Here is a 20879-nt window from a genome sequence, read left to right on the forward strand (position 1 = left end):
CCGGGACGACGATGGGGTTGGCGGCGTCGCCATAACCGCTACTTCTTCGACCCATAGTTCAACAGCCCGCCCTTGTTCTTCGGCGGATGCGCGCGCAGGCCTTCCTCGTTCGGCTCGGTGCCCCAGCCCGGGCGATCCGGGATCACGAGATGGCCGTCGACGAATTCGGGTACATGGGTGAACAGCTCGTGGTCCCAGGCCAGCCGGTCGATGTCGGTCTCCATGATCCGCAGATTCGGCACCGCCGCGCAGAAATGCGCATTCATCATGCTGCAGAGGTGGCCGTAGAAATTATGCGGCGCGACGTTGACCTCGAAATGTTCGGCGGCGGCCGCGATCTTCATCGACTGCCACACCCCGTTCCACGGCGTGTCGATGATCGCGACGTCCATCGCCTGCTCGCTGAAATAGGGCAGGAATTCGCGCAGGCCCAGGAGCGTCTCGCAGGAAGAGATCGGATGCGGGCTCTGGCGGCGGATGTAGCCGAGCGCTTGCGGGTTGAAGGTGTCGATCTCGACCCAGAACATGTCCATGTCGGCGATGGCGCGCAGGATCTTCAGGTAGCCCTCGGTCTTGGCGTTGAAGTTGAGGTCGAGTAGCAGATCTACATCCGGCCCCGCGCCGTCGCGGATCGCCTCCAGATGCATGCAGAGATTGCGCAGCACTGCACGATCGACATTGATCTCCGGCATGAACGGCGAGCCGAAGCCGGGGCGCCAGCCCTGTGGCTTGCCGTCGGCGTAGACGAAGATGTTGGTCTTCATCGCCGAGAACTTCTTCTCGCGCACCTCAGCCCCGATCGCCTTGACCCCGTCGAGATCGGTGATGGCGGGCTTGTACCAATCCGGATGATTGATGCGCCAGGTCGCGCAATGCGACCAGTAGACCCGGACACGATCGCGGATCTTGCCGCCGAGCAGCTCATAGCAGGGCACGCCGAGCGCCTTGGCCTTGACGTCGAGCAGCGCGTTCTCGATCGCGCCGAGCGCCAGCGCGACCACGCCGCCGGCAGCCGGCCGTGTCGCCGCGAACAACTCGACATAGATCCGCTCATGCTCGAACGCATTCTTGCCGACCACCCGCGCCGACAGCCGTTCGATTGCCGCGGTGACGCCGGGCGCGCCAAAGCCCTCATCATATTCGCTCCAGCCGACCAGTCCGTCCGCGGTCGTCACCTTGACGAAGTGATAGTTTCGCCAGCCGGCATCGCAGGCGAGCGTTTCGACGCTTTTGATCGTGGTGGCCTTGGTCATGGTTTCCGCCCGGTCCGTTGTTCGTTGAGGAAGTAGAATAGCGCATCGGCGCGCGGGTCAATCTGCATAGCGTGCAGGCCCGCGCGCAAATTCCGCAAGCCGGAAGGTCGCGGCGCCGGCAGAGAAGCCCTTGCGTCGCGGCCGCGATCCGACCATGAAGGATCGTTGAGCCAAACCGGAACCGCCGATGTCCTTCACAAAATTGCTGATTGCCAACCGCGGCGAGATCGCGATCCGCATCGCCCGTGCCGCGAGCGAGAGCGGCATCGCCACGGTCGCGATCTATCCGGCCGATGACGCCGCGTCGCTGCATGTCCGCGCAGCCGACGAAGCCCGCGAGATCCCCGGCCACGGCGCACGGGCCTATCTCGACATCGAGGAGGTGGTCGCAGCCGCCAAGGCCGCGGGCTGCGATGCGCTGCATCCGGGTTATGGCTTCCTCAGCGAGAACGCAGGCCTTGCGCGGCGCTGCGCTGCGGAGAAGATCGTTTTTGTCGGTCCGTCGCCGGAGGCGCTCGATCTGTTCGGCGACAAGGCCAGGGCGAAGGCGCTGGCGAAGACATGCGGCGTGCCGATCATTGCCGGCAGCTCGGGCACAACCTCGCTTGACGAGGCGAAGGCCTTCTTCGCTTCGCTCGGTGCCAACGCTGCCGTGATGATCAAGGCGATTGCCGGAGGCGGCGGCCGAGGCATGCGCGTGGTCGACGACGCAGGGAAGCTCGCGGAGGCCTATGCGCGCTGCCAGTCGGAGACCAAGGCCGCGTTCGGCAACGACGCTGTTTATGTCGAGCGGCTGATCCGCAAGGCACGCCATATCGAGGTGCAGATCATCGGCGATCGTCATGGCGCGATCTCTCATCTCTGGGAACGCGAATGCACCATCCAGCGCCGCAACCAGAAACTGATCGAGGTGGCGCCGAGCCCATCGCTGAACGATGCCTTGCGTGCGCGCATCATCGAGGCCGCGAAGCAGCTCGCCAGCGCCGCGCGCTACAACAATCTCGGCACCTTCGAATTCCTGGTCGATGACGAGGCGGACGATGGCGAGGGCGCCTTCGCCTTCATCGAGGCCAATCCGCGGTTGCAGGTCGAGCACACCGTCACCGAAGCGGTGCTCGGCGTCGACCTGGTACGCGCACAGCTTGCGGTGGCGGCCGGCGCGACGCTTTCCTCGCTTGGGCTGGCGCAATCGGCCGTGCCGTTGCCGCGCGGCTACGCGATGCAGCTCCGCGTCAATATGGAGGTGATGGACGAGACCGGCGCCACCAGGCCGACCGGCGGCACGCTCAGCGTGTTCGACCTGCCGTCCGGACCCGGCGTCCGCGTCGATACTTTCGGCTATTCCGGCTATCGCACCAGTGCCGCGTTCGACTCGCTGCTGGCAAAAGTCATCGTGCATTCGCCGAGCCCAAAATGGCCTGACGTGGTGCATAAGGCGGCGCGCGCCTTGCGGGAATTCCGCATCGGCGGCGTTGCCACCAACATCCCGTTGCTCGGCGCGGTGCTCGCGCATCAGAGCTTTGTCCGGAACAAGATCAACACGAGCTTCATCGATACCCATGTTGCAGCGCTGGTTGGCGCAGCCAGCGAGCATGTCGCGCCATTGATCGCGGTGAGTGAGGCGGCCGCATCCAGGGCCGCTGCGGAGGCGGCGCCGGAAGGATCGCTCCCGGTGCCGGCGCCGCTGCAGGGCACGATTGTCGAGATCGAGGTCGCGGAGGGTGATCTGGTCCGTCCGGGCCAGCAGATCGCCGTGCTGGAATCCATGAAGATGGAGCATCTGGTCATCGCACCGCAGGGCGGCCGGGTGACGAAGATCGCGGGCGGGCCTGGCGTCACGCTGATGCATGGCGAGCCGATCCTGTTCCTGGAGCCGGCCGAGGTCGACGGCCACACCGCGGAGCAGGAGGCCGCAATCGACCTCGATCACATCCGGCCTGACCTTGCCGAGCTCGTCGCGCGCAAGGCGATCACCCTGGACGAGAACCGCCCGGCCTCGGTCGAGCGCCGCCGCAAGACCAACCAGCGCACCGCGCGCGAGAACGTCGCTCATCTGGTCGACGACGGCTCGTTCGTCGAATACGGCTCGCTCGCGATCGCAGCCCAACGCCGCCGCCGTAAGGTCGAAGACCTCATCAAGAACACGCCGGCCGACGGCCTGATCGCCGGCGTCGCAACCGTCAATGCGAAAGACTTCGGCCCCGAAGGCGCGCGCTGCATGGTGATTGCGTACGACTACACCGTGCTGGCGGGCACCCAGGGCCACATGAACCACAAGAAGATCGACCGCATGCTCACGCTGGCGGAACAGTGGCGGCTTCCGCTGGTGTTCTACGCCGAGGGCGGCGGCGGCCGTCCCGGCGATACCGATCGGCTCGGGATGACCGGGCTCGACGGTCCGTCCTTCGTGCAGTTCGCAAAGCTTTCCGGCCTGGTGCCCGTGATCGGCATCGTTTCCGGCTATTGCTTCGCCGGCAACGCCGCGATGCTCGGCGTCTGCGACGTCATCATCGCGACCAAAAATGCCTCGATCGGCATGGGCGGACCCGCGATGATCGAGGGCGGCGGGCTTGGCGTCTATCATGCGGCCGAGGTCGGCCCTGTCAGTTTCCAGTCACCGAACGGCGTGATCGACATCCTGGTCGAGGACGAAGCCGAGGCGACCACGATGGCGCAGAAATACCTCGCCTACTTCCAGGGCGCGGTGCAGGGCTGGAAAGCGCCGGACCAGCGGCTGCTGCGCCGCGCGATCCCGGAGAATCGGCTGCGCGTCTACGACATCCGCAACGTCATCGATCTCCTCGCCGACGAGGGCTCGGTGCTGGAGCTCCGCCGCGAGTTCGGCGTCGGCATGATCACCGCCTTGATCCGCATCGAGGGCAAGCCATTCGGCCTGATCGCCAACAATCCAAAACATCTCGGCGGCGCGATCGATGCCGCGGCCGGCGACAAGGCGGCGCGCTTCATGCAGCTCTGCGACGCCTTCGACATCCCGCTGATCTCGCTGTGCGACACGCCGGGCTTCATGGTTGGCCCCGAGGCCGAAAAGACCGCGATCGTGCGCCACGTCGCGCGCATGTTCGTGACCGGCGCGAGCCTGACCGTGCCGTTGTTCGGCATCGTGCTGCGCAAGGGCTACGGCCTCGGCGCACAATCGATGATCGGCGGCGGCTTCCACGCCTCGTTCTTCACGGTGGCCTGGCCGACCGGCGAATTCGGCGGCATGGGCCTGGAAGGCTACGTCCGCCTCGGCTTCCGCAAGGAGATGGAGGCGATCGAGGATCCGGTCGAGCGGGAGAAATATTTCCAGACCAAGGTCGCCGAACTCTACGCCAACGGCAAGGCGGTCTCGATCGCCTCCGTGCTCGAGATCGACGAGGTGATCGACCCCGCCGAGACCAGGCACTGGATCATGAGCGGCCTGCGCTCGGTGCCGAAGCCCGAGCCGCGCACGACGCGCAAGCGGCCGTGCATCGATGCGTGGTGAGGTGACGGCGCAACATACTCCGTGTCGTCCCGGCGAAGGCCGGGACCCATAACCACCGAAGGTGATTGTTCGGCGACGCTGGGGCCACAGCTTTCCTCAACGACTAAGACCTGTGGTTATGGGTCCCGGCCTTCGCCGGGACGACGGCGGTGATGCGGTCCGCGTTTCGCGTCAATACGAACGTTACCCCACCCTCAACTCCACATACCCCTTCGCCGCAACCGCGTCGCATCTTGCCCGATACGCCGGCGCGCTGCCGCTGTAGCGGGCGACGATGCGGGTTTGCTTGCCGTCGACGTTGCGGTTGATGCCGGTCATCCAGGAGTCGATCTCGTTGGAGAGCAGGCCGACGCCGAGCGCCTTGACGTGATCTGTCCAGTCAGCGGTGCCCTCCGGCGTCGCGTCGAGGAAGGTCAGGCCCTTCGCTTGGGCAAACCGCATCAGGCCGGTGACCCAGTCGACGCTGTATTCGATGCTGCGCGGGATGTTGCCGAGTGCGGTGTGCGGGCCCATCAGCATCATCATGTTGGGGAAGCCGTCGACCATCAGTCCGAGATAGGTTTCCGGGCCGTGTTGCCACTTCTCCTTCAATCGCGTGCCGCGCGCGCCTCTGAAGTCGATCTTGTCGAAGCTGCCGGTGATGGCGTCGAACCCGGTGGCATAGATGATGATGTCGAACGCGTAGTCCTTCTCGCTGGTTCGGATACCCTCGGGCGTGACCCGTTCGATCGGCGTCTCCTTGAGATCGACCAGCTCGACATTGTCGCGGTTGTAGACCTCGTAATAGAAGGTCTCGAGCGGCACGCGCCGCGTGCCAAAGCCGTGATTCCTGGGGATCAGCTTTTCCGCGACCGCCTGGTCCTTGACGCGCTCGCGGATTTTTCGGGCCACGAAATCGCTGATCGTGGCGTTCGCCTTGCGGTCGATCAGGATGTCCTTGAAATTGCCCTGCCAGATGCCGAAGCCGCGTTCGCCATATAGCCGCTCGTAATTCGCCTCGCGCTCCTCGTCGGAGACCTCGAATGCGCCGCGGGTATCGGGCGTATGGACGAAGCAAGCAAAGGTCTCCTGGCAGCGCGCGAACATCTCGGGATAGCCGGCCTTGATCCTGGCCTGCATCTCCGCGTCGATCTTGCCGTTGTGCAGCGGCGCGGCCCAGTTCGGCGTGCGCTGGAACACGGTGAGGTGCCCAACCTCGCTCGCGATGGTCTGGATGGTCTGGATCCCGGTCGCGCCGGTGCCGATCACCGCGACGCGCTTGCCGGCAAAATCCACTTTCTGCTTCGGCCAGCGCGCGGTGTGGAAGGACTGGCCCTTGAAGCTGTCGAGGCCCTCGATGCGCGGCAAGGTCGGCGTCGACAGCGGCCCGATCGCGGTGATCAGGAAGCGGCAACTGTGGCGCGCGCCGCTTTCAAGCGTGACCTCCCAGCTCCGCGTCGCGTCCTGGTAGCTTGCGGCGGTGACGCGGCTCTCGAACTGGATATCGCGGCGCAGATCGAACTTGTCGGCGACAAAATTGCAGTAGCGCAAGGTTTCCGGCTGGCCGGCGAAATGCTCGGACCACTCCCATTCCTGCAGCAATTCCTTCGAGAAGGAGTAGCCGTAGGAATAGCTTTCGGAATCGAAACGCGCGCCGGGATACCTGTTCCAGTACCAGGTGCCGCCGACGCCGGTGCCGGCCTCGAACACGCGCGTCCTGAGGCCGAGCTCGCGCAGCCGGTAGAGCTGGTACATGCCAGACAACCCGGCGCCGATGATGATGACGTCGTAGTCCGGCGCAGCCGTCTCGATCTGATCCTGGCGCGGTGCGGCCACCTGTCGTTGCTCCCCGGTCTGTTGATTTCCGACAAGGCTAGCCGGAATGCCGGTGCAGACCAAACGTTGAAAAGCGGGGCTGGTATCGCAATTTGCGGGGTGCGCGGCGATTGGTCGCCGAATCGCCAATGCCGGCTCTCGGCTGACTTTACTCCGCGTCCGGATTCACCTTATCGTCGCGAAGACCATTCGTGACGCCTGCCGGGACGACGGGCGCGCTCGCCGAGAACAAGAACAACAAGGAATCCGAATGAACGATCCCGTTGACGTCCTGATCATCGGCGCCGGCGCCTCGGGCGCGGCGGTGGCCTGGAGCCTCGCCGATACCAAGATGCACATCCTTTGCCTGGATCAGGGCGGCTGGATGAATCCCGCCGAATATCCGAGCACCGGCCGCGACTGGGAAGCCAAATTCTTCGGCGAGTGGTCGTCGAGCCCGAACATCCGCCGCCGGCCCGAGGACTATCCGATCAACGACGACCACTCGCCGATCAAGGTGGTCAATTTCAACGCCGTCGGCGGCTCGACCGTGATGTACACCGCGCACTGGCCGCGGCTGCATCCCTCCGACTTCAAGGTGAAGACGCTCGATGGCGTCGCCGACGACTGGCCGATCGATTATGACGCGCTGACGCCGTTCTTCGAGGAGAACGACCGCATCATGGGCACGTCGGGACTGTCGGGCGATCCGCTGTCGCCACTGTCGCATCCGCCGATGCCGCCGCAGCCGTTCGGGTTGTCGGGCCCGATCGTGGCCAAGGCGATGAACAAGCTCGGCTGGCACTGGTGGCCGTCCGACACCACGGTCGCGACGACCGACTATGAGGGCAGGGCACGCTGCATCAATCTCGGCCACTGCACGCCGGCTTGCGCGCAAGGCGCGAAGTCCTCGACCGATATCACCTATTGGCCGCAGGCGATCCGCGCCGGCGTCGAGGTCAAGACCCATTGCCGGGTGCGCGAGATCCTGACCAACGAGCACGGCATGGCCTCCGGCGTCGTCTATTACGACAAGGACGGCGTCGAGCAGTTTCAGCCGGCCGAAGTCGTGATCATCGCCTGTAACGGCGTCGGCACGCCGCGGCTGCTCTTGAACTCGGTGTCGGGCAAATTCCCGAACGGGCTGGCCAATTCGTCCGGCCTCGTCGGCAAGAACCTGATGTTCCACCCGTACGCGCAGATCTATGGCTATGTGGAGGAGCCGACCGACTCCAACCGCGCGCCACCGACCTGCCTGTGGAGCAAGGAATGGTACGACACCGACCTGTCGCGCGGCTTCGTGCGCGGCTACGGCGTCCAGTTCGTGCGCGGTGCCGGGCCGGTGTTCGAGGCCGTCACGAGCGAGCAGAAGGGCATTTTGCCCTGGGGCGCCGATCATCACCGCGTCTTCCGCAAGCTGAACGGTCACCGCATCGGCTTCTCTGCGATCTGCGAGGATCTGCCGGAGGAGCACAACCGGGTCACACTCGATCCCGTGCTGAAGGACGGCCACGGCATCCCCGCACCGCGGATCGACTACACGATCAGCGAGAACAGCCGCAAGATGATGGATCATGCGCTGGCGCGCGGCCGCGAGATGCTCGAAGCGGCCGGCGCCACTGACCTCTGCACCAACGCGCCGATTCCGTGGGGTGGCTGGCATCTGCTCGGTACCGCGCGGATGGGCACCGATCCATCGCGCTCGGTCGTCAACGAATGGGGCCGCTCGCACGACGTGAAAAACCTCTTCATCGTCGACGGCAGCATCTTCGTCACCTCCGGCGGCGTCAACCCGACCTCCACCATCCAGGCCCTTGCGCTCTACATCGCCGATCAGATGAAGAGCCGCCTCGCCAATCTGTTCGACTGAGATTGCCAAAGGTTGACAATGTCCGAAGCCAACGAACTGACTGCCGCCCAGCGCGCCGACCTCCGCACCGTCGCCGCGATGATCGTTCCCGAAAGCTCCGAGTACAAGGTGCCCGGCGCCGACGATCCCGCTGTTCAGGCCGACATGCTGGCGACGCTCGGCCGCGACACCGCGCTGGTGCGGCAGGCGCTCGACCATCTGGCGAAGCTCGCCGGCAGGCCGCTCGCCGAGCTCGACGATGCGAAGCGCGACGCGGTGGCGCAGGAGTTTCGCACCGGCGGCGGCGCGGCGGCGGCGACGCTCGTTCGCGTCGTGCTGCAATGCTACTACCGCGACGACCGCGTGCTGCGCTCGCTCGGGCTCGAGCTGCGCGCGCCGTTTCCAAAGGGTTATGTGCTGCCGGAGGGGGACTGGTCGCTGCTCGATCCGGTCAAGGCGCGTGGCGGCGCGCTGCGGCGGGCACCATAGCCAGGCCGGGCCTAACCACTTGCAGGGGCAGGAACCGGTCACCATCTGAGGGGACCAAAGGATTCTCGCCATGCTGGATTTTACCTCAGTTACCGCCGTCGACACGCCGTCGACGCGGACGGCCGATGCTGCCCCGGACGACCGGGCCTTGCTGGACGCCTATTCCAATGCCGTCATCGACGTCACCGAACGCGTCGGCCCCGCCGTGGTCCGGGTCGAGACCGGGCCGAAGGTGCGCAATGCGCGCGAGCGCGGTGGCATGGGCTCGGGCATTGTGATCTCGCCCGACGGCTTCGTGCTGACCAACCATCATGTGGTTGGCTCCTCGAAGGAGATCCGGCTGCGCGACACCGAAGGCTTCGTCACCGACGCCCATGTGCTCGGCGTCGATCCCGATACCGATCTGGCGCTGCTGCGCGCAGATGGCGCACGCGACCTGCCCTACGCCTCGCTCGGCAACTCCAAGTCGCTGCGGCGCGGCCAGCTCGTGGTCGCGATCGGCAATCCGCTGGGCTTTGAGTCGACGGTCACCGCCGGCGTGGTGTCGGCGCTCGGTCGCTCGATCCGCTCGGTCAGCGGGCGCACCATCGAGGACGTGATCCAGACCGATGCGGCGCTCAACCCCGGCAATTCCGGCGGGCCGCTGGTGTCGTCGCGGGGAGAGGTGATCGGCATCAACACCGCGATCATCAACGGCGCGCAGGGCATCTGCTTTGCGGTCGCCAGCAACACCGCGCAGTTCGTGCTGTCGGAGATCATCCGCCATGGCTATGTCCGTCGTGCCTATATCGGCGTCGCCGGCCAGACCGCGCCGGTGCCAAGGCGCCATGCGGTGCTCGCCGGCGTCGAGAACAAGATGGGCGCGCTGCTGATGCAGATCGAGCCGGACAGCCCGGCGTCGCGCGCGGCGTTGTTGCCGGGCGATGTCGCGGTCAGGCTCGACGGCGTCGAGATCAACGGCGTCGACGATCTGATCCGCGCGCTGGATCACAGCCGGATCGACCGCACGCTGTCGATGGACGTGCTGCGGCTCGGCCGCCTGCGCGCGATCGAGATCCATCCGATCGAGCGGAAGCCGGCGAAGCAGTGATCGGGACGATGCCGCACATGCGGTGCACCCTCTCCCCTTGTGGGAGAGGGTGGCGCAATCGAGCGGAGCGAGATGAAGCCGGGTGAGCGGTCTCTTTCCGCGAGCTCATCTGTGGAGAGAGACCCCTCATCCGGCGCTTCGCGCCACCTTCTCCCACAAGGGGAGAAGGGGAGTGGAGTCCGCGGCAGACTACCGCAGCGCCGCCAGCAGCTCGTCGGGCTGCTCCACCATCATCATGTGCCCCGCACCGGCGAGCACGATCGTCCGCGCATTCGGCGTCGCTGCGGCGAGCGCCTTGCCGGCCTTGGCAGGCGTCATCATGTCGCGCTCGCCGATGACGAACGTCGCCGGCACCTTGACCGCGGCCGCAGCAGCGAGCGCGTTCTGATACGCATTGCAGGCGTTGAGGTCGTTGTAGAGCACGCCCGGCCGCGCCTCCTGCAGCACCCGCTGCGCGCCCTGGTGCATCCACAGGCCCGGCGCGAGGCTGCCGCCGAGCTCGGCCTTGAAGCCGAGGCCCCAGATCGAGACCATGTCGATCGCGGCGGGATCGTTGGCCTCGGCGGCCTTCAGGAGATCGGGACCGACCGTCATCGTCGCGGCGGTGCCGATCAGCGCGAGACCGGACACCTTGTCTGGATGCCGCGCCGAGGTTTCGAGCGCGATCAGCGAGCCCATGGAGTGCCCGATCAGCCGGGCCTTCGAGGCGCCAGCGGCGGTGATGAGTGCCGCAGTCCAGTCGGCCATCTCGGCGATATCATGCAGCGGCTTGCCGGACGAGCGGCCGTGACCGGGCAGATCGGGCGCCAGCACCGCAAAGCCATGATGGGCGAACCAGCGGCTGTGCAGCGCCCAGGTCGAAGAGTCGAAGCCGGCGCCGTGCAGCATCACCACCGTGGCGAGCTGCGCATCGAACGGCTTGCCGCCGGTGGCGATGAAGGTGTCGATCCCGTTGACGGACAGCTGCATGGCTCAAGCCCTTTGCGAGGCGCGCAGCGCCTGGGCGAGATCGTCGATGATGTCCTGCGCGGCTTCGATGCCGACCGACAGCCGTACCAGCTCTTCGCCGATGCCGGCGGCCTTGAGCTGGTCGGTGTCCATCTGCTGATGCGTGGTCGAGGCAGGATGGATCACCAATGTCTTGGCATCGCCGACATTGGCGAGATGGCTGATCAGTTTCAGGGACTCGATGAATTTCTTGCCGGCAGCGCGGCCGCCCTTGATGCCGAAGCTGACGATCGATCCGGCGCCGCGCGGCAGCAGCTTCTTGGCGAGCGCGTAGTCCGGATGCGTCTCCAGCGACGGATGCAGCACCCAGTCGACCGCCTTGTTCGCGGCGAGGGCGTCCAGCACCGCATGGGTGTTGCTGACATGGCGGTCCATGCGGACGCCGAGCGTCTCGATGCCCTGCAACAGCTGGAACGCGTTGGTCGGCGACAGGCAGGCGCCGAAATCGCGCAGGCCCTCGGTGCGGGCGCGCATGATGAAGGCGGCCTTGCCGAACTGCTCGTCGAAGACGATGCCGTGATAGCCGGCGTAAGGCTCGGTCAACTGCGGGAATTTGCCCGACGCACGCCAGTCGAACCGGCCGCCATCGACGATGACGCCCCCGATCGCGATGCCGTGGCCGCCGATCCATTTGGTGGCCGAGTTCATCGTGATGTCGGCGCCGAGCTCGATCGGCTGGCTCAGATAGGGCGTGGCAAAGGTGTTGTCGATCAGCAGCGGAATCTTCGCGTCATGCGCGATTCCAGCAACCGCGGGGATATCCAGCACCTCGAGGCCGGGATTGCCGATGGTCTCGCCGATCACGAGCCGCGTGTTCGGCTTGATCGCGGCGCGGAACTCATCGAGCGCACGCGGTTTGACGAAGCTCGTGGTGATGCCGAAGCGCGGCAGCGTGTGCGCCAGCAGGTTGATGGTGCCGCCATAGAGCGACGCGGAGGCGACGATATGGTCGCCGGCATTGAGCAGCGTCGCGATCGCCAGATGCATCGCGGCCATGCCGCTGGCGATGCAGATAGCGCCGACGCCGCATTCGAGCGCGGCGATGCGCTCCTCCAGCACTGATGTCGTCGGGTTGGAGATGCGGGTGTAGATGTGGCCGGTGCGTTCCAGATTGAACAGCGCCGCGGCGTGATCGGCATCCTGGAAGACGTAGGACGTGGTCTGATAGATCGGTACCGCGCGGGCGCCGGTTGTGGGATCGGGGCGCTGGCCGGCGTGCAGGCTCAGGGTTTCGAAGGCAGGCGGCTTGGGTGCAGGCATGCGAAACTCGTCAGGTCAGTCGATGAAGGGATCAAGCCGCCAGCTTAAACGTGAACTGCGGTGCGAACGCGGCCGGCATTGCCGAACACGCGCAAATAGCGCTCGACTTCGGCCGGGTTGCCGGTCGCCTTCTCCGGATTGTCGGAGAGCTTTACGGCGGGGCGGCCGTCGACCGACGTCACCTTGCAGACGATCGAGATCGGATCGAGCTCGGTCGAGCCGTCGGGCGCGCAGCCGACGAAATCATTGGTGAGGTTGGTGCCCCAGCCGAAGCTGACGCGGACGCGGCCCTTGAAGTGATGGAACGTCTCCTCGATCGAGCCGACATCCATCGCGTCGGAGAACACCAGCAGCTTCTCCCGGGGATCGCGACCCTTCTCCTTCCACCATTTGATGATGTCTTCGCCGGCCGAGATCGGCGGCGCGCTGTCGGGACGAAAGCCGGTCCAGTCGGCGACCCAGTCCGGCGCATCGCGCAGGAACGGCTTGGTGCCGAAAGCGTCGGGCAGCGCGATCAGCAGGTTGCCGCCGTAGGTGTGGCGCCACTGGTCGAGGATGCGATAGGGCGCCCAGCGCAGCTCCTCGTCGGAATTGGCGAGCGCCGCGGCCACCATCGGCAGCTCATGCGCGTTGGTGCCGATCGCCTCGAGGTCGTTGTCCATCGCGAGCAGCACGTTCGACGTGCCCGTGAAGGATGGCCCGAGGCCTTCCTTGACTGCCTCGACGCACCAGCGCTGCCACAGGAAACCGTGGCGGCGACGCGTGCCGAAATCGGACAGCCGCAGGCCGTCCAGCTTGCGCAGCCGCTCGACCTTGGCCCACAGCTTGGCCTTGGCGCGGGCATAGATCACGTCGAGCGCGAAGCGGCCGTAGTCCTTGGTCGCCGCGCGCGAGCGCAATTCGTTGAGGATCCCGAGTGCCGGAATCTCCCACATCGTGGTGTGGGTCCAGGGCCCGTGGAAATGCAGCTCATACTGGCCGTCGACCTTGTGCAGCTCGTATTCGGGCAGGCGGAAGGCGGCGAGCCAGTTGATGAAGTCGGGCGAGAACATCTGGGTCTTGCCGTAGAACGTGTTGCCGGCGAGCCAGATCAGCTCGTTCTTGCTGAAGCGGATGGTGCGGGCGTGGTCGAGCTGGGCACGCAGCTCGCCCTCGTCGATGACCTCGGCGAGCTTGATGTGGGTCGACCGGTTGATCACCGAAAAGGTGGTGCGCGTGTCCGGATAGCATTCCCGGATCATCTGCTGCATCAGCAGCTTGTAGAAATCGGTATCCAGCAGGCTGCGCACGATCGGGTCGAGCCGCCAGCCGTGGTTGTAGGTCCGGGTTGCAATATCGGTCAACGTCATGCGGGAACTCTAGCGTGCCGGATGCCGCCCGCCCAGTGGGTTTTGAGCGGAACATGGCAGGTCAGCGCGCGATATCCTGGCGGATACGGCCGACGGTTGCGGCAACATCGGTCCAGCCGGGCTTGTCGGGCGCGAATTGCCGCCGGAGGAACGAAACGAGCTCAGTGACCTGGCCATCGCTCATGCTGTCCTTGAACGCAGGCATATAGCCGAGATCGGTGACCGCGGGCCTGGCGATGCCGTGCAGGATCACCTGGATCAGATTGTCGGGGGCTTCGCTGTGCAGATTGCTGTTGAGCGCCAGCGACGGCCGGCTGCCGAACAGCGGCGGACCACCGACCTCGTGGCACACCGCGCAGGCGCCCTGGTAGATCCGCGCACCCGCCGATGCGGCCGTGGTCGCGGCGGTCGCGGCTTCGAGCTTCCCGGCCAGAGCATCGTGGGCCGCCCGATCGTCGGCTTCGTTGAACGAGGCGAGATAGACCGCCATCGCGCGGATGTCCTGGTCGGGCAGGGCGGCGAGCTCGTTGACGACCGGCGCCATCGGCCCCGCGGCGACGCCGTGATAGCGGGACTCGCCCGTGCGCAAATAGGCGTAAAGCTCGTTCTCGCTCCAGGGGATCGGCGCCTTCGACAGCGAGGTCAGCGCCGGCGCCTCCCAGCCTTCGGCCAAGCCGCCGGCGAGATAGGCGCCCTGCCGTTCGGCGCCGAGCGCGTTGCGTGGCGAATGGCAGGCGCTGCAATGGCCGAGCCCTTCCACCAAATAGGCGCCGCGATTCCAGATCTCCGACCTCGAGGCATCAGGCTGGAATGGTCCAGGCTGATGGAACAGCGCATTCCATCCCGCCAGCAGCGGCCGCAGGTTGAACGGGAAGGCCAGCGTGTTCGGCGGCGTCTCTGCGTGTACCGGCGTCTGCGCCATCAGATAGGCGTAGAGCGCCTGCAGGTCGGCTTCGCTGGTCCGGGCGAAATGCGTGTAAGGAAATGCCGGGTAAAGATGGCGCCCATCGCGATGGATGCCCTCGCGCATCGCGCGCTCGAAGGCGGGATAGGACCACACGCCGATCCCGGTATCGATGTCGGGCGTGATGTTGGTGGTGTAGATCGTGCCGAACGGCGTTTCGAGCGGCCGGCCGCCGGCATTGACGACGCCATGCTCGGACGTGTGGCAGACCGCGCAGGCGCCGAGCGCCGCGAGCGCCCTGCCGCGGGCGATGGTGGCGGCCGAATAAACCGATGCATCCGGCCGTGCGATCGGCGCAATCGCGCGCCAGGGCAGGATCGCTGCGCCGACACCGATCGCGGCGGCGCACAGCGCGGCCAGGCCCGCGAGCATGCCGCCGCGCTTTACGAACGGATTGTGCCATCTATCACTTGGCACTGTTGGCGCAGGGGACGGAAGCGGCGTCGCCGGCTGCTCGCCGCGCAAACCCTTCAGGATTCGCTCCGGCGTGAACGGCAATTCGCGGAAGCGCACGCCGGTCGCATCATAGATGGCGTTGGCGATCGCGGCCGCGCTCGGCACCGAGGCGGATTCGCCGACGCCGAGCGGCGGCTGGTCCTGCCGCGGCAGCATCAGGACGTCGATCTCCGGCAGGTCGGGGAATTGGATGATGGGATAGGCGCCCCATTCCCGCGCCGTCACCGCGCCGCGCTCGAACGAGACCTCCTCCATCAGCGCCCGGCTGGTCGACTGGATGACGTTGCCCTCGATCTGGTGCCGCACGCCCTCCGGATTGATCATCAATCCGGAATCCTGCCCGGCGACGACGCGCGTCACGCTGACATCGCCGGTCGCCTTGTTCACCGCGACGTCGGCGATCCAGGCCGACCACGCCGCGCCATAACCGGGAAACTTGCTGTGGACGTAGAGCGCATAGGCAAAGCCGCGGCCGCGGACGATGTCGCCTTCGGCCTCCGGCTCCCGCCGCACGGGACGGGGACTCCAGCCGGCGCGCTCGGCGACCGCGTTGACGAGATCGATCGCACGCTTGTCTTTCAGATAGCGCAGCCGGTATTCGATCGGGTCGATCTCGGCCTCAGTGGCGAGCTCGTCGATGTAGGATTCGTGCGCAAAGGTGTTCGGCAGCGCCGACACGCCGCGAAACCAGGAGGCGCGCACGATCGGCGGCATGTCGTTGGCGACCACGCGCATGTTGTCGTAGTCATAGGGCGGGATCGCGGTGCGGTCGCCCATCTCGATTACGGCCGCTTCAGGTGAGATCCGCCCTGTGAGCAGCAGCGCCAGGGTCGGCGCGCCGTTCGAGGGATAGCGCGTGGAGAAGTCGTAAGCAGCGACGCTGCCGTCGGCGTTGAGCCCGCCATTGACGTCCATCAGCTGCGCGGTGCCCTTCGGCTCCCAGGCATGCTCCTGCTCGCGGGTGAGCTGGACGCGCACGGGGCGGCCGACCGCGCGCGACAGCAGCAGCGCATCGGCGCAGACGTCGTCGGCGCAGTTGCGGCCGTAGCAGCCGGCGGCCTCCATCCTGATGATGTCGATCTCGGTCTCCGGCCGTTCGATCAATAGCGCCAGATCGCCGCGCAAAATGTGCGGGTTCTGCGTGCCGGACCAGATGCGGATCGCGCCGTCGCTGTAATCGGCGACCGCGCAGGACGGGCCGACCGAGCCGTGCATCTGGTACGGCCAAACATAGGTCCGCTGCATCGGCTTGGCCGCCGCCGCGATCGCCGCATCGACATCGCCCTTGTCGATCAGTTGCCGCGGCGTCGACGGATTGGCGCGCAGCGCCCGCTCGATATCGCTGAGATCGGTCAACGCCGGCCCCGGCTTCCAGCTTAGCTTGAGCTGCGCCGCGGCCTTGATCGCGTTCTCCTCGCGTTCGGCCACGACGCCGACGAAATCGCCGATCCGCACCACCGCGACGAGACCCGGAATATCGCGCACCGAGGCTTCGTCCACGGCGAGCAGGCTGGTGCCGACAAACGGGCCGGCATCGACGCCGGCATAGGGCGGACGGACCACACGGCCGTGCAGCATGCCGGGCACGCGAACATCGTGGACATAGACCAGCTCGCCAGTGGCCTTCGCCGGCAGGTCGATGCGCGGCTGGGATTTGCCGACGATCGCGTAGGCGTTCACCGCCTTGACCGGAACGTCGTCGGCAAGCTCGAGCCGGATGGTCTCGTCTGCGATCAGCTCGCCATAGCTGACGCTGCGATTGTCATGGCCGCGGATCAGGCCGTCCTCGACCGTGAGATCGCCGACCGGCAGCTCCAGTCGTTCTGCCGCGCGCGCCACCAGAAAATGCCGCGCTTGCGCTGAGGCCTTGCGCAGCGGCACGGCGGTGACCTGGATGGTCTCGCTCGCGATCGTGGCGCCCTGGTTCGGCACCACGGCGGTGTCACCGAGGATCACGACGACGCGGGCAAAGGAGACGTCGAGTTCTTCGGCGACGATCTGCCCGAGCGCGGTGCGGATGCCGGTGCCGAGATCGACATGGCCATTATAGGCATTGACCGCGCCGTCGGCGGTGATGGTGATGAAGGTCTCGAACGCGCCTTCCGCGCCGAGCACGGCGGGGCGGACGACCGACAGCGAGCCGCGCGGGCTTTGCTCCGAACCTGCCATCAATCGCGCGCCTCGAGCGCGTGGCCGGCCGCGCGCATCGCCGCACGGATGATTTCGATGTGCGCGCCGCAGCGACAGAGATTGTAGCGCAGCGCTTCCTTCACCTCGTGCTCGGACGGCGTTGGATTGCGCGTCAGCAGCGCCTTGGTGGTGATGATCATGCCGTTGAGGCAATAGCCGCATTGCGCGGCCTGCTCGCGGATGAAGGCGTCCTGCACCGGATCGGGATGCTCGCGGCTGCCGAGGCCTTCCAGCGTCACGATACTGCGGTTAGCGCAACCCTCGATCGGAACGACGCAGGAGCGCGCGGCGACGCCATCGATCAGCACGGCGCAAGCACCGCATTCGCCGAGCCCGCAGCCATATTTCGGTCCGTTCAATGCGAGATCGTTGCGCAGCACGTAAAGCAATGCGGTGTCGGGAGCGGCATCGACATCATGGTTCCTGCCGTTCACGGTCAGGCGCATCGCCCTGGTTCTCCCTCGTGTTTGCGCTGCAACGTCGGCGTCAATTCGCAGGGCGAGGATAACGTTTGTATACAAACGTGCAAGCGGCGGCATGCCGCGCTGCAGCGCGTGCCCGCTTTATGAACAGGCTGCGCAAGCGAATGGCAGCTTTTGATTGCAAAGGCCGCTTGACAGGATTTGGGTCCGCGCGCAGGATCATTCGTATACGAACGATATGAGCGGGCGGCCGGATGCGCAGTATGATCGACCGCCGCCACAAGTCCAGGCTGGGTCACGATGGCTGACACTATGACCGTCGCCGCCGGCGACAAGATCCGCTGCGATGCCTGCCCGGTGATGTGCTACATCAAGCCGGGCGCCGCGGGCGCCTGCGACCGCTATGCCAATCATGACGGCACGCTGGTGCGGGTCGATCCGCACGTCGTGCTGGAGCGCACGGTGTCGCATGGCGGCAGACTGGTGCCGTTCCAGGCGAGCGGCGATTGGGACGGCAAGCTCGTCCACCAGCCCGACATCTTCGTCACCGCGATCGGCGCGGGCACCACCTATCCGGACTACAAGCCGGCGCCCTTCATCGTGTCGTCGGAGGTCGACGGCGTCGACATGGTCACGGTGGTCACCGAGGGCATCTTCTCCTATTGCGGCGTCAAGGTGAAGATCGACACCGACCGCTATCTCGGCCCCGAAACGGCCGTGGTGCGCGCCGATGGTGAGGCGGTCGGCCACGTCACGACAAGCGAATACGGCTCGCAGATGCTCTCGCTCGGCGGCGTGCACCATCTGACGGGCGGCTCGAAGAAGGAGGGCCGCGTCACCTGCGACACGCTGATGGATCTCTCCAACTGCAAGGCCGTGGAGCTTGTCATCGACGGCGGCGCCACCGTGGTGGTGCAGGCGGGCAGGGCGCCGATCGTCAACGGCGCAGCGGAAGAGCGGATGCGGGTCGGCTGCGGCTCGGCGACCATCGGCATGTTCGCCAAGCAGTGGCACGGCAAGGTCGACGAGGTCGTGGTGGTCGACGATCACATCACCGGCGTGCTGAGTGAGCACCAGGCCGGCAAGCTGCTCGATATCGCCGACACCGGCATCAAGATGAAGGGCCGGCGCTCGACACCCGGCCGCTATTTCCAGGTCGCGGAGCCCGGCACGGGCTGGGGCGGTACCAACATCTCGGACCCGCTGTCGATCCTCGGCCCCTTCAACGCGAAGGAGGCGCGCGCCGGGCTGACCATGTTGATGGTCTCAACCACGGGCGAGCATGCCTCCTATTACGTGCTCGACGAGGCGCTGCGGCCGGTCGAGACCGAGATGCCGGCGGACCTGAAATTCTCGGTCGAGCGCATCCAGGAGAATTGCGAGCCGGCGCTGTGCACCGTGCTGTTCATGGGCGGCGCGGGCGGTTCGCTGCGCGCCGGCGTCACCGACAATCCGGTGCGGCTGACCCGCTCGGTGAAGGATGCGCTGACCCGGGTGACCTCTGGCGGCGCGCCGGTTTACGTCTGGCCTGGCGGCGGCATCACCTTCATGGTCGACGTGACGCAGATGCCGGCCGGCGCCTTCGGCTATGTGCCGACGCCGGCGCTGGTGGCGCCGATCGAGTTCACGATGCGGCTGTCGGACTACGCGGCGCTCGGCGGCCATATGGACTACGTCCGGCCGCTGTCCTCGCTGCGGGACAGCGCCGAGATCCGGCCGATGCCGTACATTCCCGGGCGGCGCGCATGAGCCGGCTGCCGCAAATCGCGCTTCTTCCTGATGGCAAGCGGCTGCATTTGCAGGACGGTCCGATTGATCTGGTCATTGAAGCCACGGGCAGGGACGCAGATGTTCGTGCCGCCTACGAGGCCGCGGCGCAGCGCTTCACCGGCTTGCTCGATGATCTCTGTGCGGAGCTGCCGCTGTTGCGCAGCACGGCCGATCCACGGCACTGCGCGCTGAAGGGCGCGGTCGCGCGGCGCATGCATGCCGCGGTCGCGCCGTTTGCGGGCGATTGCTTCATCACGCCGATGGCCGCCGTCGCAGGTTCGGTGGCCGAGGAAATCCTGGGCGCGATGCTCAAGGCGGCAATGCTCGACCGCGCCTATGTCAACAATGGCGGCGACATCGCGCTGTATCTCGCCGCCGGCGAACAGTTCAGCGTCGGCCTGATGGACCGGCCGGACCGTCATGGCGTGATGCGCACCATAACCGTCGATGCCAACATGCCGGTGCGCGGCATCGCCACCAGCGGCCGCCACGGCCGCAGTTTTTCGCTCGGCATTGCCGATGCCGTCACCGTGCTGGCGCGCACCGCGTCGCAGGCCGATGCCGCCGCGACCGTCATCGCCAATGCCGTCGATCTGCCCGGCCATCCCGGCATCGTCCGGCTTCCGGCCAATGAATTGCAGCCGGACAGCGATCTCGGGGCGCGCCTGGTCACCCGCGATGTCGGTCCCCTGGCAGAACACGAGATCGAACAGGCGCTCGAGACCGGGGCGGCGCGGGCGCGCATGCTCCTGACGTCGGGATTGATCGAGGGCGCGGCATTGCGTCTACTGGGCGAAACGCGGTTGGTCGGTGCAACTGGGCACGAGGCGCCGGCATCGCACGCGTTTCAAACAACAAGACTAGAAAAGCATGCCGCAGGCATGACCGGGAGCGAGGCCAGATGAGCGCCGTCATTCGCAAGATCGTCACCGTGGTCGAGGAAACCCATCTGGAGATGGGCAAGACCATCGCGCCGCCGACCCGGCGCGCCGCCGCGATCGCCGTGATCGAAAATCCCTTCGCCGGACGCTATGTCGAGGACCTCTCGCCGCTGATCGCGATCGGCGAGGAACTCGGCGAGTTGCTCTCCAGGCGGGCAGTCGCCGCGCTCGGCATCGACGGCGCCAGGGCGCAGAGCTACGGCAAGGCCGCCGTCGTTGGCGAAAATGGCGAGCTGGAGCACGCGGCCGCGATCTTGCATCCGAAGATGGGCGCGCCGGTGCGCAAAGTGCTGAGCAAGGGCGCGGCGCTGATCCCGTCGTCGAAGAAGCGCTCGGGTCCCGGCACCACGCTGGACATTCCGCTCGGCCACAAGGACGCGGCTTTCGTGCGCAGCCATTTCGACGGCATGGAGGTGCAGATCAACGACGCGCCGCGCGCCAACGAAATCATGGTCGCGGTCGCGGTTACCGACAGCGGCCGGCCGTTGCCGCGGGTCGGTGGGCTGACGGTATCTGAGGTCAAGGGCGAAGACGGATTGCGATAATCTCTTTGAAGG

The 20879-nt window shown here is 66.3% G+C and carries 14 protein-coding genes; 7 read left to right on the plus strand and 7 right to left on the minus strand.

Features of this window, described 5'->3' with window-relative positions:
• Positions 1 to 38: 38 nt before the first annotated feature.
• Entirely contained in the window at positions 39 to 1253 is a 1215-nt protein-coding gene (locus IC762_RS10170) for a mandelate racemase/muconate lactonizing enzyme family protein (RefSeq protein ID WP_195788663.1), read from the minus strand.
• A 187-nt stretch (positions 1254 to 1440) separates the two neighbouring features.
• Here IC762_RS10170 and IC762_RS10175 point away from each other — a divergent pair, with 187 nt between their 5' ends.
• Positions 1441 to 4740 (plus strand): carboxyl transferase domain-containing protein, encoded by a 3300-nt coding sequence (locus IC762_RS10175; RefSeq protein ID WP_195788664.1) that lies wholly within the window; start codon positions 1441 to 1443, stop codon positions 4738 to 4740.
• A 183-nt stretch (positions 4741 to 4923) separates the two neighbouring features.
• On the opposite strand, the gene IC762_RS10180 is transcribed toward IC762_RS10175, so the two are convergent.
• Positions 4924 to 6555, minus strand: coding sequence for a flavin-containing monooxygenase (locus IC762_RS10180; RefSeq protein WP_195788665.1), 1632 nt, complete (start codon positions 6553 to 6555; stop codon positions 4924 to 4926).
• Between the two features lie 250 nt (positions 6556 to 6805).
• On the opposite strand from IC762_RS10180, the gene IC762_RS10185 reads away from it, so the two are divergent.
• The 3 genes from IC762_RS10185 to IC762_RS10195 all read left to right on the plus strand — a co-directional run bounded on the left by IC762_RS10185 (position 6806) and on the right by IC762_RS10195 (position 9962).
• Positions 6806 to 8404: a GMC family oxidoreductase gene (locus tag IC762_RS10185; protein ID WP_195788666.1), complete on the plus strand. Its 1599-nt coding sequence runs from the start codon at positions 6806 to 6808 to the stop codon at positions 8402 to 8404.
• Positions 8405 to 8422: 18 nt separating this feature from the next.
• Positions 8423 to 8872 carry a hypothetical protein gene (locus IC762_RS10190; RefSeq protein WP_195788667.1) on the plus strand — a complete coding sequence of 150 codons (450 nt, stop codon included), beginning with the start codon at positions 8423 to 8425 and terminating at the stop codon, positions 8870 to 8872.
• A gap of 70 nt (positions 8873 to 8942) precedes the next feature.
• Positions 8943 to 9962 (plus strand): S1C family serine protease, encoded by a 1020-nt coding sequence (locus IC762_RS10195; protein ID WP_195788668.1) that lies wholly within the window; start codon positions 8943 to 8945, stop codon positions 9960 to 9962.
• A 189-nt stretch (positions 9963 to 10151) separates the two neighbouring features.
• Here the strand turns inward: IC762_RS10195 and IC762_RS10200 are convergent, their stop codons facing one another.
• The 5 genes from IC762_RS10200 to IC762_RS10220 all read right to left on the minus strand — a co-directional run bounded on the left by IC762_RS10200 (position 10152) and on the right by IC762_RS10220 (position 17635).
• Positions 10152 to 10931, minus strand: coding sequence for an alpha/beta fold hydrolase (locus tag IC762_RS10200; protein WP_195788669.1), 780 nt, complete (start codon positions 10929 to 10931; stop codon positions 10152 to 10154).
• Positions 10932 to 10934: 3 nt separating this feature from the next.
• Positions 10935 to 12230, minus strand: coding sequence for an O-acetylhomoserine aminocarboxypropyltransferase (locus IC762_RS10205; protein WP_195788670.1), 1296 nt, complete (start codon positions 12228 to 12230; stop codon positions 10935 to 10937).
• Between the two features lie 44 nt (positions 12231 to 12274).
• Positions 12275 to 13579 carry a nicotinate phosphoribosyltransferase gene (gene pncB / locus IC762_RS10210; protein WP_195788671.1) on the minus strand — a complete coding sequence of 435 codons (1305 nt, stop codon included), beginning with the start codon at positions 13577 to 13579 and terminating at the stop codon, positions 12275 to 12277.
• A gap of 61 nt (positions 13580 to 13640) precedes the next feature.
• Entirely contained in the window at positions 13641 to 17168 is a 3528-nt protein-coding gene (locus tag IC762_RS10215; protein ID WP_195788672.1) for a molybdopterin cofactor-binding domain-containing protein, read from the minus strand.
• Positions 17168 to 17635 (minus strand): (2Fe-2S)-binding protein, encoded by a 468-nt coding sequence (locus tag IC762_RS10220; RefSeq protein ID WP_195788673.1) that lies wholly within the window; start codon positions 17633 to 17635, stop codon positions 17168 to 17170. Before IC762_RS10220 ends, IC762_RS10215 begins: the two co-directional genes overlap by 1 nt.
• Positions 17636 to 17911: 276 nt before the next feature.
• Between IC762_RS10220 and IC762_RS10225 the strand changes: the two genes are divergently transcribed.
• Genes IC762_RS10225 through IC762_RS10235 form a run of 3 tightly spaced genes read left to right on the plus strand, consistent with a single transcriptional unit; the run spans position 17912 to position 20867 of the window.
• Positions 17912 to 19360 carry a 6-hydroxynicotinate reductase gene (locus tag IC762_RS10225; protein ID WP_195788674.1) on the plus strand — a complete coding sequence of 483 codons (1449 nt, stop codon included), beginning with the start codon at positions 17912 to 17914 and terminating at the stop codon, positions 19358 to 19360.
• The gene (locus tag IC762_RS10230; protein WP_195788675.1) at positions 19357 to 20286 is read left to right on the plus strand and encodes a UPF0280 family protein; all 930 of its coding nucleotides are present in this window, start codon (positions 19357 to 19359) and stop codon (positions 20284 to 20286) included. Before IC762_RS10225 ends, IC762_RS10230 begins: the two co-directional genes overlap by 4 nt.
• A complete protein-coding gene (locus IC762_RS10235; RefSeq protein ID WP_195788676.1) occupies positions 20283 to 20867 on the plus strand; it encodes an amino acid synthesis family protein in 585 nt (194 codons plus the stop codon). The genes IC762_RS10230 and IC762_RS10235 overlap by 4 nt, the downstream gene beginning before the upstream one ends.
• Positions 20868 to 20879: the final 12 nt, after the last annotated feature.

It is taken from the genome of Bradyrhizobium genosp. L (assembly GCF_015624485.1).
GTDB lineage: Bacteria > Pseudomonadota > Alphaproteobacteria > Rhizobiales > Xanthobacteraceae > Bradyrhizobium.